Here is a 15,421-nt window from a genome sequence, read left to right as displayed (position 1 = left end):
CGGGCGCTCACAAGTTGTACTGCTTGCGCTTGCGATACAGCGTCGAGGCGTCAATACCCAGGGTCTTGGCGGCTTGATCGAGGGTGCCGGCAGTAGCCAGAACCGCGCCGATGTGCGCCTTCTCCAACTCGTCCAGACTCAGCGCCGCGCCGACCCGTGGCGCGTTATTGGCCGGTTGTTCGGCCATGCCGAGGTGGCTGATCTCAACGCGTTCCTGCGGACAGATGATGCTCGCGCGCTCGACCACGTTGCGCAGTTCGCGAATGTTGCCCGGCCAGCGGTAACCCAACAGGGCTTCTCGCGCTTCATCACTGAAGCCTCGGGCCGGGCGCGCGTATTCTTTGACGAAACGCGCGAGGAATCGGTCGGCCAAGGTAAGAATGTCTTCGGTACGCTCACGCAGCGGCGGCAGATGCAGGGTGATGACGTTCAGGCGATACAACAAGTCCTCACGGAATCGCCCGTCGCGCACCATGTCTTCAAGGTTCAGGTTGGTCGCAGCGAGGATTCGCACATCGGCCCGGCGGGTCACTGGATCGCCTACCCGCTCGTATTCTTTGTCCTGAATGAAGCGCAGTAACTTTGGCTGCAACGTCAGGGGAAAATCGCCGATCTCGTCGAGAAACAGCGTACCGCCGTCAGCCTGATTGACTCGACCCAAGGTGCTTTCGCTGGCGCCGGTAAATGCGCCGCGACTGTGACCGAACAGTTCACTTTCCATCAATTCAGCGGTCAGCGACGGGCAGTTGATGGTGACGCAGGATTTCTTCTCGCGCTTGCTCCAGCCGTGAATGGCACGGGCCAGTTCACCTTTACCTGTGCCGGATTCGCCGAGGATCAGAATGTTGGCGTCGGTGCCGGCGACTTGCCGCGCCGTTTCGAGTACGACTTTCATCGCCGGGCTGTGGGAATCGAGACCGTCCTTCGGTTTGCGGATCTCGCCTTCCAGCGCTTCGAGGCGCGCCGAGAGTTGGCGCACTTCCAGTTGCTTGGCGGTGGCCAGACGCAATTGGTCTGGGCTGCACGGCTTGACCAGATAGTCGGCGGCACCCGCCTGGATCGCATCTACCGCCGTATCGACCGCCGAGTGGGCAGTGACGATCACCACACGCATCCACGGCGCCTGAATGCGCATCTGCGCCAATACATCGAGGCCGTTGTCTTCGCCCAGACGCAGATCGAGGAAGCACAGATCGAAAACCTGACGCTGCAATAACGCATCAGCCTGGGCCGCACTGTTGGCGGTGGCGACGGTATAGCCTTCGTCTTCAAGGCAGTAACGGAATGTTCGCAGGATGGCGGATTCATCATCCACCAGCAGAATGCGGCCTTGGTGCTCAGTGGCAGATTCCATTATTCCTACGCTCCAAAAGTGAATGTCCTGGGTTAGTCCCGGAAAAATCGGGCAAGTTGCATGGTTGATTCTGAACGATGCTGGCCATTGGAGGGTAGCCCTCTCCTGCGCTCATGGCTAATACGCTGATTTTGTTGGTTTTTTAAACAATTTTCGAGTTACAGGCGATTGCCTGCGTTCTTTTCTGACATCCGCGCCCTGCCCTCAATTCAAAAAGAATCAATTCTCCTGCGAAATAATCGTGCAATCCGCACGACCACGAATGACCCATCGTGCAGGATGCGTCGTGCACGATTTGCGTATCACCTTCAAGCTATTGATTTTGTTGATATTTTTTTAAATAAAAAACTGGCATGCAGGCTGCAATACATATGTCAGCCCGGGCAAAACAACAATTGCCCCAACCGAACAAGAGTGAGGAACTCAGGATGACTCGCCAACGTGCCGCCCAAATGCGTATCTCGCCACTGCATATCCAGCAGGGCCTGTTTGCTGTACTCGCATTGTTGATCACGTTGATCGCTTGTCAGCAGTACCTGCGCTGGGAAAACAGCCAGCAGCCTGAGCCTTTGATCTCGATCCAGCACACCACGCAGAAGCACTTCAGCGCCGTCAGCAGCGCTCAGGCGGACAACGCCTCGATGCGCATGATGGACGTCGACCAGCCGCAGCCGCTGGGCGACATGCCACGTGAAGAGCGTTGGATCTTTTAACCGAATCTGGACGTAACCGCGTCGAGACCAGCACTACCCCTAAATAGAAGCAAGGAGAATCACCATGTTGAGTTGGGCAATCACTTTCCTGATCATTGCCATCATCGCTGCAGTACTGGGCTTCGGTGGTATCGCGGGCACCGCCACGGGTATCGCCAAGATCCTGTTTGTCGTGTTCCTGGTGATGTTCGTTGTGTCGTTCTTCTTTGGCCGTCGCGGTCGAGGTTGACCATGAGTGCTTTAAAGACACTGGCAGCCGCCCTGCTTATGGGCGGTAGTGCCATGGCGATGGCGGCCAATGATGGCCAGACGCGGGTCAACGAGATACTGAACACCGACCCGCAGTACCGCGAAACCTGGCAAGGCGTGGTCAAGAACGAAGAACGTGTGCCGGAATGGGTGATGAACCTGTCCGGTACGTCGGAACAGCAGATGAACGCTGTGACTGAGGACGGTGACAAGTATCTGGTCGGCCCGCTCTGCGAAAGTGCCGACAAGTGCCTGAACCACCGCTTGATCGTGGCCTTCAGTTTCGACAAGGACGATGCCTACGGCATGCTGGTCGATGTGCCTGAGGCTCTGCCCGCCGACAAGTCGCCGACGCGCCACGCAACTTATCGGTTCTTCGGCAAACCTGATCAGGGCATGCAGGATCTGTTGATGGAAACATTGAAGAAAGATCCGCACTGGTACTGATTTAGGGTGCTGGTCTGAGATTCGAACATGAGTGCAGCTCCCCGCTGCCCTCTATTGTGCCCACCCGATGAAGGCCGGCGCATGACCATGGGGCCGGGATGTTCTGACTGTTGCAGGGTCGGAGTGACCTACGGGTACAGGGAGTGCCTGCGCTGAGGGCCGGGTCAGGGTAAAAGCTGCGCCGCAGGTTCGCCCACCCCAGGTGGTGAGACGGACTTGCGCAGGGCTTGGCCGGAACAAAACGTTGATCTAGAGCGTCCTGCTCAGAATTTTCCCAAGCAAAATGCCGACGAAAACATTTCGCAGTGTTTCGTGGCGACCGTATATCGAGAAAGCTTCGATTTAAACAGACGGACTTTTCGCCTTCGAATGTAGGCTTTTTCCGAAATTTCGGACTGAATTCAGTTGTTTAAAAATCAGCCAACCTGCGCTGAAATGGCCGGTTCACGGCACTTATGCCTGCCGAAATGTCATATTCGAACCGGTTGGGACGCCAGTTTCGTTTAAAAAAACTCATGCCGATTCGGCATAGGGTAGGCGTTTACGGCATTAGACGTCGCAACCTTGCATCGGAATAGTTGCGCCTTTTTTCGCCTGCCGGAGAGCCGCTAATGCGCGTCCCGGGGCACCTTATACGGAGGCAGATGCACAGACTTTTCCGCTAAAGAGCGTTCCAGTTCCTGCATGTGCCTGAGTCAAACGCAAGTAAGGGTAAAGATATGAAGAAGGCAAAGCTTAGCCTCGCCTGGCAGATCCTCATCGGTCTGGTATTGGGGATTGCAATTGGTGCGTTGCTCAACCACTTCAGTGCCGAGAAGGCGTGGTGGATCAGCAACGTCCTGCAACCAGCAGGCGATATCTTTATCCGTCTGATCAAGATGATCGTGATTCCGATCGTCATCTCGTCCCTGATCGTCGGCATCGCCGGTGTCGGTGACGCCAAGAAGCTCGGGCGCATCGGCCTGAAGACCATCATCTACTTCGAAATCGTCACGACCATCGCGATTCTGGTCGGTCTGGTGTTGGCCAACGTGTTCCATCCGGGCACCGGCATCGACATGAGCACCCTGGGCACTGTGGATATTTCCAAGTACCAGGCAACTGCCGCCGAGGTTCAGCATGAACACGCGTTCATCGAAACCATCCTCAACCTGATCCCGTCGAACATCTTCGCGGCCATGGCCCGCGGCGAAATGCTGCCGATCATCTTCTTCTCCGTGTTGTTCGGTCTCGGTCTGTCGAGCCTGCAATCGGACCTGCGCGAGCCGCTGGTGAAGATGTTCCAGGGCGTTTCCGAGAGCATGTTCAAAGTCACTCACATGATCATGAACTACGCGCCAATCGGCGTGTTCGCGCTGATCGCAGTGACCGTGGCCAACTTCGGCTTCGCCTCGCTGGTGCCGCTGGCCAAACTGGTGATTCTGGTTTACGTCGCCATCGCCTTCTTCGCCTTCGTGGTACTGGGCCTGATCGCCAAGCTGTTCGGCTTCTCGGTGCTCAAGCTGATGCGCATCTTCAAGGATGAGCTGGTGCTGGCGTACTCCACCGCTTCGTCGGAAACCGTGCTGCCACGTGTGATCGAGAAGATGGAAGCCTACGGCGCACCGAAAGCCATTTGCAGCTTCGTGGTACCGACCGGTTACTCGTTCAACCTCGACGGTTCGACCCTGTACCAGAGCATCGCGGCAATTTTCATCGCGCAGCTGTACGGCATCGACCTGTCGATCAGCCAGCAATTGCTGCTGGTGCTGACCCTGATGGTCACCTCCAAAGGCATCGCCGGCGTACCGGGCGTGTCCTTCGTGGTGCTGCTGGCAACATTGGGCAGCGTAGGTATTCCGCTGGAAGGCCTGGCATTCATCGCCGGTGTCGACCGCATCATGGACATGGCACGTACCGCACTGAACGTGATTGGCAACGCCCTGGCCGTGCTGGTCATCTCGCGCTGGGAAGGCATGTACGACGACGCCAAGGGCGAGCGCTACTGGAACTCCCTGCCGCACTGGCGCAGCAAGGAAAAGCTGCCGGCTGGCGAGATTTCCAAGCACTAAGCAACTGCCGCCAGGCACACAGACAAACCCCGGAGAAATCCGGGGTTTGTCGTTTCTGGCGACCCCGTTATCATTCGCCGCATCTTCCGGGGGATTTGACTGATGCTTAATGGCCTGTGGCTTGGCTTCTTCATCGTGGCAGCCGTGTCGGCGCTGGTGCAGTGGCTGGTCGGCGGTAACGCCGGGATCTTCGCGGCGATGGTCGAAAGCATTTTCGCCATGGCCAAGCTCTCGGTCGAAGTCATGGTCCTGCTGTTCGGCACGCTGACTTTGTGGCTGGGCTTTCTGCGGATTGCCGAGAAGGCCGGCATTGTCGATTGGTTGGCAAAAGTGCTCGGGCCGCTGTTTCTGCGGCTGATGCCGGAAGTCCCGGCCGGTCACCCGGCACTGGGCCTGATCACCCTGAACTTCGCCGCCAACGGCCTGGGCCTGGACAACGCCGCCACGCCGATCGGCCTGAAGGCCATGAAGGCGCTGCAAGAACTCAACCCCAGCGCAACCATCGCCAGCAACGCGCAGATCCTGTTTCTGGTGCTCAATGCCTCATCCCTGACGCTGCTGCCGGTAACCATCTTCATGTACCGCGCTCAGCAAGGCGCGCCTGATCCGACGCTGGTGTTCCTGCCGATCCTGCTGGCGACCAGTTGCTCGACCATCGTCGGCTTCCTCTCGGTGGCATTCATGCAACGCCTGCGCGTGTGGGACCCGGTGGTGCTGGCGTATCTGATTCCCGGCGCGCTGCTGCTTGGCGGCTTCATGGCGTTGCTGGCGACCATGTCGGCGACTGCACTGGCGGGCCTGTCGTCGATCCTTGGCAACCTGACGCTGTTCGGGCTGATCATGTTGTTTCTGGTGATCGGTGCGCTGCGCAAGGTCAAGGTCTACGAAGCGTTTGTCGAAGGTGCGAAAGAAGGCTTCGACGTCGCCAAGAATCTGCTGCCGTATCTGGTGGCGATGCTTTGTGCGATCGGTGTGCTGCGTGCGTCGGGCGCGCTGGACTTCGGTCTGGACGGCATCCGCCACTTGGTGGAGTGGGCCGGCTGGGACACACGGTTCGTCGATGCGCTGCCAACCGCGATGGTCAAACCGTTCTCCGGCAGCGCCGCGCGGGCGATGCTGATCGAGACCATGAAGACCTCGGGCGTCGACAGCTTCCCGGCGCTGGTGGCGGCGACGATTCAGGGCAGCACCGAGACCACGTTCTATGTGCTGGCGGTGTACTTCGGCGCGGTGGGCATTCAGCGCGCACGGCACGCGGTGGGTTGCGCGTTGCTGGCCGAGTTGGCCGGTGTGATCGGCGCTATCGCGGTCTGCTACTGGTTCTTCGGCTGATCACAATCCTTTGGCCAAACAGATCCCCTGTGGCGAGGGAGCTTGCTCCCGCTGGGTCGCGAAGCGGCCCTCGCTTCACCTTAAAAGCGAGGACTGCTGCGCAGCCCAGCGGGAGCAAGCTCCCTCGCCACAAAGGCAGTAACTGACTTCAAGGACGCGGTGAGGGAGCGAGTTTCTGGCCTTGATCGACCGCCCACGCGACAACTTTCGCGGTAAGACGATCACTCGCCTGACCAAATCCCGCAACTACCGCCGGCATCTGCACATCGCTCAACGGCTGGCGCTCTTCGAAGCGGCGGCTGGCGAGGATGCGCTGGTCGTAGCCGCGTACCAGTAACGCGTCGAGGCGCACCACGACGCTGGCCTGCGTGCCCTGATATTCGGTCTGAAACGCCTGCAAATTGCCGCCCAGTTCCAGATCCGCCTGGAAGTTGCTGTCGTCGGTACTCAACAGTGTCACCCGGCCGTCACGCTGAAAGCCGTCGAGCAAGCGGTTGCGCAGCAGCACCGGCGCCGGATCGCTCCAGCGCGAAGCCTTGTAGCTGCTGAGCAGATCACCCTGCGGAATCACCGCGATGGTCGGCCGGTTCAACGCTTCGCTGGCCTGCAATTTATTCAACCGCAGCGACCAATGCTGAGCCGCCGCCGAACTGGCCAAGGCGGGCGCCTGAGCCACCGGCAAGCGATAAACATCCAGCGGCTCGGACTTGGGCAGGATCGAACACGAACCGAGCAGGGTGACGCCAGCGAGGAGGGCGAGGTGCGACAGCTTCATGGCGTGAACTCCTTGTTCTTGTCACTGCCCAGCAGGTAACCACTGGGGTTGGCCTCCAGACGTTGAGAGATGGCGCGTAGCGAAGACAACGTTTCGCGCAGTTCACGCACGGCCGGCGCCAGGCCATTGAGGCCTTGCATGCCACTGTCGAGAGAGTTCTGATTCTTGCTCAGCAGGCCGTTGATAGTCGCGCTGCTTTGTTCCAGCGACTTCATGGCCTGCTCGGCACTGCCCAGTGCCTGTTTGCCCTGATCGTTGAGCAGGCCGTTGGCGTTGCGCATCAGCAGCGATGTCTGTTCAAGCATGCGGCCAGCCTGTTTGCCGACGGTCGCCAATTGCTGCATGGCTTGGCGCAGATCACCGCGCTGGTCGTTGATCGCGCCCGTGGTCTGTTCGAGGTGGGCGAGGGTGGCGCTGATGCGCGTGACGTTCTCTGCAGAAAACATCTGGTTGGCGTTGTTCAACAGTGTGCTGATCCCGCTCATCAAGTCATTGCTGTCATTGAGCAGCCGCGAGATAGGCGAGGGCGAGGCGACGATCACCGGCAGCTTGCCGTCGTGGCCCTTGAGCTGAGGACTTTGTGGCGTGCCGCCGCTGAGCTGGATGATCGAAGTGCCGGTGATCCCGGTCAGGGCCAGTTTGGCCTGAGTGTCTTCTTTGACCGGCGTGTCACCGCCCAGACGAATCCGCGCCAGCACCCGGCGCGGGTCCTGCGGATCAAGGCGCAAACTGACTACGTCGCCAACCTTGATCCCGCTGTACTGCACCGAACTGCCCTTGGACAGGCCGCTGACCGCCTCGTTGAACACCACGTTGTAATCCTTGAACTCGGTGTCGACGCTGGACTTGGCCAGCCACAGGCCGAAGAGCAGGGCGCCCGCCACCACGATTACGGTGAACAGGCCGATCAATACATGATGGGCTCGGGTTTCCATGTCAGACCTCGTTAAGCAGTTTGGCGGCGTCCAGCGCCGAGCGGCCGCGAGGGCCGTGGAAGTATTCGTGAATCCACGCGTCGTCGGTTTCCGAGACCACGTCGATGGCATCGGCCACCAGCACTTTCTTCTGCGCCAGCACTGCCACGCGGTCGGTGATGGTATAGAGCGTGTCGAGGTCGTGGGTCACCAGAAACACGCTCAGGCCCAGCGCATCGCGCAGGGTCAGGATCAATTGATCGAACTGCGCCGCGCCAATCGGATCGAGGCCGGCAGTCGGTTCGTCGAGAAACAGGATGTCCGGATCCAGCGCCAGTGCGCGGGCCAGCGCTGCGCGCTTGATCATGCCGCCGGACAGCGACGCGGGATATTTGTCCGCTGCCGACAACGGCAGCCCGGCCAGCGCCAGTTTGACGGCGGCCAGATGCTCGGCATCTTCGCGACTCAGGCCGGCGTGTTCGATCAGCGGCAGGGCGACGTTCTCGGTGACGGTCAGCGAAGAAAACAGCGCGCCTTTCTGGAACAGCACACCGAAACGCCGTTCAATCAGCGAGCGCTCATGCTCGGACAGGCTCGGCAGGTTCTGGCCGAACACTTTGACGATTCCTTCGCTGGGTCGGCGCAATCCGACGATGCTGCGCAACAACACCGATTTGCCGCTGCCGGAACCACCGACCACAGCCAGAATCTCGCCTTTGTACAAATCCAGATCAAGGTTCTCGTGCACGCTCTGGCTGCCAAAACGATTGCACAGGCCACGGACTTCGATCACCGCCTCGGCGGGCGCGCGGGGTAAACGACTCACCAGCCCATCTCCATGAAGAACAGCGCAGCCACCGCATCCAGCACGATCACCACGAAAATCGACTGCACCACACTCGAGGTGGTGTGCGCGCCGACCGATTCGGCGCTGCCGCTGACTTTAAAGCCTTCCAGGCAACCAATTGCCGCGATCAGGAAAGCGAAAATCGGTGCCTTCACCAGCCCGACCAGAAAATGCTGAATGCCAATGTCCGATTGCAGCAGCGAGAGAAACATCGCCGGCGAGATATCCAGCGACACCGCGCACACCACCGCACCGCCAACGATGCCGCAGAGCATCGCCAGAAAAGTCAGCATCGGCAGCGCGACCAGCAACGCCAGCACGCGTGGCACCACCAGCAATTCCATCGGGTCGAGGCCCAACGTGCGGATCGCGTCGATTTCCTCGTTGGCCTTCATCGAACCGATCTGCGCGGTGAAGGCACTGGCGGTGCGGCCGGCCATCAGGATCGCGGTGAGCAGCACGCCGAATTCGCGCAGGAACGCGAAGCCGACCAGATCCACGGTGAAGATACTCGCGCCGAAACTGGCCAATACGGTGGCGCCGAGAAACGCGACGACGGCGCCGACCAGAAAGGTCAGCAGCGCCACAATCGGCGCGGCGTCGAGACCAGTCTGTTCGATGTGCGCGACCATCGGCGTGATGCGCCAGCGCTTGGGCCGGAACAGATTACGGGCGATGGTTTCCAGAATCAGCCCGACGAAACCGAGCAGTTGCAGGGTGTCTTGCCAGACCGTGTCGACGGCGCGACCGATACGCGTCAGCAGCTGCACGCTGACGCTGACTTCCGCTTCCCTGACCGGCACGCAGAAGTCGGTCATCGACTGATACACGGTCTGCAGCAGCGCGCGGTCAGCGCTGGAAATTGTGCAATCGGGATGTTCGGCGGATTTGCCCAGACGCTCGCTGCCAAGCAGCTCCACCAGCAGCGACGCGCCCGCCGTATCGAGGGCGCCGAGGCCGTTAAGGTCGATGGCGGCGTTGCCGTCGTACTGCCCGCGCAGGGTGGCGCTCAGTCGCTTGAGCTCGGCGTAATGCGCAAGCGTCCAGTCACCGGTAACCCGAAGCTGTGCAGGGGAGGTCGAGGTGTCGAGTTGGGCACTACCGGTGATCGAGCTGCTGGTCATAAGCTCCGTGCTTTTTCGGCTGTTTACGCTGGCATAGGTAATAGCACGAACCCGGTTACTTTTCTTTGACCGGTGTGCTGTCGGTCACTTCGAAGCGCAGCACGCCGATCAGTTGACCGTCCTCGGTCAGCACCCGCACCTGCCATTTGCCCGCCGGGTTGCCGGGGAAATTCTGCTTGTGCGTCCACGCCCGGTAGCCTTCCTTGCGCCCACCGTGGATATCGAGAGCGATTCGATCGACCTCTTTACCGTTGAACTTCCACACGTGATAAATCCGCTCGTCCAGCCCGCGTGGCGCGTTGATCGCGGTGTAGGCGTAGAGCCCGCCGCCGCGAATCTGCTCGGCGCTGACTTTCTCGAGACTGGCGCCGGGCGTGCGATCCTGCAACTGGGTGCTGATCGCCACGTCGGTCATCCACAACGTGGCTGGCGGTACCCAGGAGCGCAGCACCCAACCAAGGCCACCGATGCCGACCGTGATACAGAGGATCGCCAAGGCGTTACGCACCGTGCGGATCGGGAAGATCGACGCCAGACTCGGGAACGACAGCACCACGGCAATCCCCAGCGCCCATTTGAAACTCTGTGCAGTGGTCAGGTGCATGATCACCGGCAGCGCGGTGAGCAGGGCGGCGAACAGGGTCAGGGTGTGCAGCGCGAGAAACGCCCAACGCCGTGGCGCCAGCCATTTGTAGTACAGCGGGTCGACAATCGAAATCAGTGCCGAGATGCACAGCATCCCGGTGAAGAATAGCTGGCCGCTGTTCCACGTCGTGGTGATGAAGAAGAACGGAAGGACGAAAAACAGGCTTTCCTGGTGAATCATCTGCGTCGCGTAGCGCAGCAGCGGCTGGGGGATTTCGCGTTTGAAGATCCGCGTGAACAGCTTGGTCAGGCTGTTTTCCAGCATCAGCCAGATCCAGCTCAGGAGCATGATCGTGGTGATCCAGCTCGCCAGCCCCTGTTGCCGGTCGACCAGAATGAAACTGCCGACCCCGGAGATAAATCCACCGAGCGCAATGACCCCGGGATAGCGCTTTATCAGTTCGAGAATGCGCTGGATCAGCAGGGTCAGTTTGGACATTTGGGCGCTTCGCTACACATTAGGAAAAAACCCCGACAGAGTACCTCCCGCAGGACATTGTGGCGAGGGAGCTTGCTCCCGCTGGGCTGCGTAGCAGACCCAGGATTTTTATGGGCGCTGCGCACCCAAGCGGGAGCAAGCTCCCTCGCCACAAGGTCAGTGTTTGGCTGATTGACGGTGGTGCAGGCGCCAGCCGAGCAGGAGCAGGATCACCACGCCCAAACCACCCGCCGCCAGCCACAACACCTGATCATCACTGACCAGCGGCTTCTCGATCCGCAGATAACCCGGTTGCATCAGCAACTCGCGCATGGCCTTGTTCGCCGCCTCCAGCGTCACGCCTTGCAGCTCTCTGGCGGGATCGGCGAAACGGCCGTCATCGTAGTCACCGAGCGCGCTCCAATAATAGTCGGCCATGGCGCTGTTGCCTTGCACGGCCCAGGCCTGATGGGCGATGGCTGCCTGTTTGAGGCGAGCGAACGTCTCAGGATCAAGCCCGTTTTTCAGCAGATCGGCCTTGAGGTCTTCGAGCACCTGCTCAGCTTGGGCAACGTCATCCCGATCAAGGTCAGCGTTGAGACTCATGAAACCTACACCGCCGAACACCTGTCGATCAGCCCACGGCCCGTAAGACAGTGCATGCTGCAGGCGCAATTGGCGATAGAGCGCCCAATCCAGATAATCCTTGAGCAGGTCGAAGGTTTCGTCGTGCCGTTCCTCCAGCACCGGCTCCGGCACCAGCCAGTGCAGCTTGGCGCTGTCGCCGATGAAGCCGCGCGTCAGCGTGCGCTCATGGGCGGCACTGACGCGGATGTCCGGCAATGGACGGTGCTCGCTCGGATCGACCGCTTCGAGCGCACCCCAGGCGCGTTCCAGATAGGCCGGCAGCAGTTTGTCGAGCTCACCGACGACGATCAGGGTCATGTTGTTCGGGGCGTACCAGGCCGCGCGCACTTTCTCCAGTTGCTCTTGGGTCAGGCCCCCGACTTCGGCGCGTTGCGGGCATTTCAGACCCAGCTCAACGGCCAGTTGATTGCTCGCGGTGTGGCCCAGATCCTGGCGGTCGAGGAAGCGTTGCAGACGTGTGTAATGCCCGCCGTCCTCGCGTTCGACCACGCGTTTGGCGGCGTTGATCGCGTTGTCATCGATGCGCGTTTGCGTCAGCAGAGCCAGCAACAGATCGAGGACTTTGCGCTGGTTTTTCGCCGGGGCTTCGATCACGAAGGTAGTGTCGGCGTTGCTGGTGAAGGCGTTCCAGTCGCCGCCGAGGGCTTGCATGCGTTCTTCGAGGCCGCCTTCGCCCGTGGCGTCGATGCCACTGAACAGCAGATGTTCGAGCAGGTGCGGCAGCTCTTTGTCAGCGCAATCGAAGTCATCGAGGCCGACGCCGACCACCAGCCGGATCGCCACATGCCCGCGCTCAGTGCCGGGTTTGAGCATCAGCTGCAAGCCGTTGGGCAGGGCATAGCCTTCGACCTGAAAACGATCCAGGGCAAACGCGGGCAAGGAACCGAGCAATAGACAAGCGAACAACAGGCAACGCATAACGAGCTTCCATACGGCTGAATTGGAGATCCGTGTCGTCAGTCAGGGCCCCATCGCTGGCAAGCCAGCTCCCACAAGGATTTACGGCGCTCACAAAACCCTGTGGGAGCTGGCTTGCCAGCGATGGGGCCCTTGAGACTGAACTCTGTGTTACTGACTGACCTCAGCCCCAGACGTTCAAGGCGAATGCGTAATGTCAGCCATATCATCCGCCGCCAGCGCGCCGGTGTCAGCCGTCTCCAGCACCACATAAGCACTGCTGCAAAACAGCGAATTCAAGCGTTTCATGTCGGCAATCAGCTCCAGATGCAGCGAACTGGTCTCGATACTCTGCACGATCCTGCGTTGCAAACGGCTGACATGCGCGTGGGCCAAACGCCGTTCCTGTGCGCGAAAACGGCGCTTTTCGCGCAGCAACTGGCGGGCGCTTTCCGTGTCGGCGCTGAGAAACACCGACAAACCCAGCCGCAGGTTGGCAATCAACTGACTGTGCAGATCCGCCAGCTCTTCCAGCCCCACTTCGGAGAACGAACGACGCTGCGAAGTCTTCTGCTGCTGCACCTTGCGCAGCATGCGCTCAATCAGATCACTGGCGAGTTTGAGGTTGATCGCCAGCTCGATGATCTCGGCCCAGCGTCGACTGTCACGCTCGCCGAGATCTTCACGCGGCATCTGCGCCAGATACAGCTTGATCGCGCTGTACAGCGCCTCGACGTCATCGGTCATGCGGCGCATTTCCTGAGTGACCGCCGTTTGCTTGCCGCGCAGCACATCGAGCATGGCTTCGAGCATGTTGTCGATCAAATCACCCAGACGCAGGGTTTCCCGGGCCGCGTTGGCCAGCGCCAGGCTCGGCGTGAGCAGCGCGGTCAGATCGAGATGGCGCGGTTTGGCCGTGCCGTTGACTTCGCTGCGCTCCGGCAGCAACCAGGCACACAGCCGCGCCATCGGCCCGACACTTGGCAGCAAGATCAGGCATCGAGTGGTGTTGTAGAGCAGGTGGAAGCCGATGACCATTTCCTGCGGGCTGAAGTCGAGGCTGTCGATCCAGTGCACCAGCGGGTCGAGCACCGGAATGATCAGCAGCAGCCCGATCAGCTTGTACAACAGACTGCCGAGCGCCACTTGTCGACCGGCGGCGTTCTGCATGCTGGTGCTCATGAACGCCAACACGCCGCTGCCGATATTGGCGCCGATCACCAGACCGATCGCCACCGGCAGACTGATCACCGCAGCACCGGCCAAGGTCGCGGTGAGCAACACGGCGGCCAGACTCGAGTAGGAAATCATCGCGAACAACGCGCCGACCAAGGCGTCGAGCAGGATGTCGCCGGTCAGCGAGGCGAAAATCACCTTCACCCCTTGGGCGTGGGTGATCGGCGCAGCGGCCTCGACGATCAGTTGCAGCGCTAGAATGATCAGGCCCAACCCGATACTCACGCGGCCCATCTGCCCAAGCCGCGTCTGTTTGCGCGACAGAAAGAAGATCACCCCGACAAAAATCAGCAGCGGCGACAGCCACGACAGATCGAGCGTCAGCACCCGCGCCATCAGCGCCGTACCGACGTCGGCGCCGAGCATGGTCGCCAGCGCCGGGGTCAGCGCCATCAGGCCCTGGCCGACAAACGAGGTGACGAGCATGGCCGTGGCGTTGCTGCTCTGCACCATCGCGGTGACGATAATGCCGGCAATGAACGCGAGCCCACGCTTGGACATGTTCTGGCCAATCACATGGCGCAAATTGGAACCGTAGACCCGCAGGATGCCGGTTCGGACGATGTGCGTGCCCCAGATCAGCAGGGCCACGGCGGAGAGCAGATTGAGCAGGGTGAGCATACTGGCCCCCTGTGATTGCAGGCGCCCCAGAGGGGCAAGTTGACGGTGCCGCGCGTTTTCTACTTTGTGTACTTAAGCTGTAGTTGGCTAACGGTCTGCGCGCCAGCATTGCACAGCTAAAGTGCCGATTGAAACAAAACTGTCATGAAAACCGGTTCATCCGCACATTCTGAAATCAACAAAAAACCTGTGGGAGTCTGGCTTGCCAGCGATGGCGTGCGTTCAGCAGACATTGATGTCGCTGACACTCCGCTATCGCTGGCAAGCCAGCTCCCACAGGTTTTGTCTTGTAGCTGATCTTCCGGGTTACTGCCCCGGAATATCCTTGCGCAGTTTCACTGGATCCTGCTGTTTGCGCTTTTTCGCCATCGCGCCGCGCAGCTTGATGTTGATCGCTTCGACCGCCAGCGAGAACGCCATGGCGAAGTAGACGTAGCCTTTGGGAACGTGCACGCCGAAGGCTTCAGCAATCAGCACGGTGCCGACTACCAACAGGAACGACAGCGCCAACATTTTCAACGACGGGTGCTTGTCGATGAACTCGCTGATCTTGCCCGCGGCCAGCATCATCACCAGTACCGCCACAATGATCGCCGCAACCATGACCGGCACATGCGAAACCATGCCCACGGCAGTGATCACCGAGTCCAGCGAGAACACGATGTCGATGATCGCGATCTGGATGATCGTGTAGAGGAAGTTGCCACCCTTGCCCGATGGGCCGTCGGCGCTTTCGTCTTCGCCTTCCAGCGCGTGGTACATCTCCTGCGAGCTTTTCCACAGCAGGAACAGGCCACCGAAGAACAGGATCAGGTCGCGACCGGAAATGCCCTGGCCGAACACTTCGAACAGGTCGGCGGTGAGGCGCATGACCCAGGTGATCGAGAGCAGCAACAGGATTCGCGTGATCATGGCCAGCGCCAGACCGAATATCCGGGTGCGCTGCTGCATGTGCTTGGGCATGCGGCTGACCAGGATCGAAATCATGATGATGTTGTCGATGCCCAGCACGATTTCCAGGGCAGTCAGGGTGAAGAAGGCAACCCAGATTTCAGGGTTGGTCAGCCATTCCATGTGTATTCCTTTGAGCAGTTGTTAAACCGCAAAAGGTTCTGACTTCAAACAACGAAGGCAGAACCCGAGCGGTGAG

Annotated in this window: 14 protein-coding genes; 5 read left to right on the top strand and 9 right to left on the bottom strand. The window is 60.0% G+C overall.

The genetic code is table 11. From position 1 onward, the window contains the following. Positions 1-7: 7 nt before the first annotated feature. The gene (algB, locus tag ACP7BN_RS09860) at positions 8-1,354 is read right to left on the bottom strand and encodes a sigma-54-dependent response regulator transcription factor AlgB (protein WP_420650029.1); all 1,347 of its coding nucleotides are present in this window, start codon (positions 1,352-1,354) and stop codon (positions 8-10) included. Positions 1,355-1,782: 428 nt separating this feature from the next. Between algB and ACP7BN_RS09855 the strand changes: the two genes are divergently transcribed. The 5 genes from ACP7BN_RS09855 to ACP7BN_RS09835 all read left to right on the top strand — a co-directional run bounded on the left by ACP7BN_RS09855 (position 1,783) and on the right by ACP7BN_RS09835 (position 6,146). Continuing rightward, positions 1,783-2,067: a hypothetical protein gene (locus tag ACP7BN_RS09855; RefSeq protein WP_426203628.1), complete on the top strand. Its 285-nt coding sequence runs from the start codon at positions 1,783-1,785 to the stop codon at positions 2,065-2,067. A 64-nt stretch (positions 2,068-2,131) separates the two neighbouring features. Next, complete coding sequence (locus ACP7BN_RS09850) at positions 2,132-2,296, top strand: DUF1328 domain-containing protein (protein WP_003380232.1); 165 nt, start codon at positions 2,132-2,134, stop codon at positions 2,294-2,296. 2 nt (positions 2,297-2,298) lie between these two features. After that, positions 2,299-2,763, top strand: coding sequence for an inhibitor of vertebrate lysozyme family protein (locus ACP7BN_RS09845; protein ID WP_426203624.1), 465 nt, complete (start codon positions 2,299-2,301; stop codon positions 2,761-2,763). A gap of 719 nt (positions 2,764-3,482) precedes the next feature. Beyond that, positions 3,483-4,814, top strand: coding sequence for a glutamate/aspartate:proton symporter GltP (gene gltP / locus ACP7BN_RS09840; RefSeq protein ID WP_420650032.1), 1,332 nt, complete (start codon positions 3,483-3,485; stop codon positions 4,812-4,814). Positions 4,815-4,916: 102 nt separating this feature from the next. After that, entirely contained in the window at positions 4,917-6,146 is a 1,230-nt protein-coding gene (locus ACP7BN_RS09835) for a nucleoside recognition domain-containing protein (RefSeq protein ID WP_426203622.1), read from the top strand. A gap of 148 nt (positions 6,147-6,294) precedes the next feature. Here the strand turns inward: ACP7BN_RS09835 and ACP7BN_RS09830 are convergent, their stop codons facing one another. From ACP7BN_RS09830 to ACP7BN_RS09795, 8 genes are all read right to left on the bottom strand, one after another. Then, on the bottom strand, positions 6,295-6,921 hold the full coding sequence (locus ACP7BN_RS09830; protein ID WP_426203620.1) for an ABC-type transport auxiliary lipoprotein family protein: 627 nt from the start codon (positions 6,919-6,921) through the stop codon (positions 6,295-6,297). Beyond that, entirely contained in the window at positions 6,918-7,856 is a 939-nt protein-coding gene (locus ACP7BN_RS09825) for an MlaD family protein (protein ID WP_426203618.1), read from the bottom strand. The genes ACP7BN_RS09830 and ACP7BN_RS09825 overlap by 4 nt, the downstream gene beginning before the upstream one ends. 1 nt (position 7,857) lies before the next feature. Further along, the gene (locus ACP7BN_RS09820) at positions 7,858-8,661 is read right to left on the bottom strand and encodes an ABC transporter ATP-binding protein (RefSeq protein ID WP_426203616.1); all 804 of its coding nucleotides are present in this window, start codon (positions 8,659-8,661) and stop codon (positions 7,858-7,860) included. After that, complete coding sequence (locus ACP7BN_RS09815) at positions 8,658-9,806, bottom strand: MlaE family lipid ABC transporter permease subunit (RefSeq protein WP_426203613.1); 1,149 nt, start codon at positions 9,804-9,806, stop codon at positions 8,658-8,660. Before ACP7BN_RS09815 ends, ACP7BN_RS09820 begins: the two co-directional genes overlap by 4 nt. Before the next feature lie 55 nt (positions 9,807-9,861). Then, a complete protein-coding gene (locus ACP7BN_RS09810) occupies positions 9,862-10,890 on the bottom strand; it encodes a DUF5924 family protein (protein WP_426203612.1) in 1,029 nt (342 codons plus the stop codon). 156 nt (positions 10,891-11,046) lie between these two features. Next, the gene (locus tag ACP7BN_RS09805; protein WP_426203610.1) at positions 11,047-12,435 is read right to left on the bottom strand and encodes a M16 family metallopeptidase; all 1,389 of its coding nucleotides are present in this window, start codon (positions 12,433-12,435) and stop codon (positions 11,047-11,049) included. Positions 12,436-12,612: 177 nt separating this feature from the next. Beyond that, a complete protein-coding gene (locus ACP7BN_RS09800) occupies positions 12,613-14,271 on the bottom strand; it encodes a Na/Pi cotransporter family protein (RefSeq protein WP_426203608.1) in 1,659 nt (552 codons plus the stop codon). A 306-nt stretch (positions 14,272-14,577) separates the two neighbouring features. Continuing rightward, complete coding sequence (locus ACP7BN_RS09795; RefSeq protein ID WP_420650041.1) at positions 14,578-15,345, bottom strand: TerC family protein; 768 nt, start codon at positions 15,343-15,345, stop codon at positions 14,578-14,580. Between the last annotated feature and the right edge of the window lie 76 nt (positions 15,346-15,421).

Source organism: Pseudomonas sp. TWP3-1, assembly GCF_049896625.1.
In the GTDB taxonomy this organism is placed as follows: Bacteria; Pseudomonadota; Gammaproteobacteria; order Pseudomonadales; family Pseudomonadaceae; genus Aquipseudomonas.
This window is presented reverse-complemented; position numbering and strand designations above follow the sequence as displayed.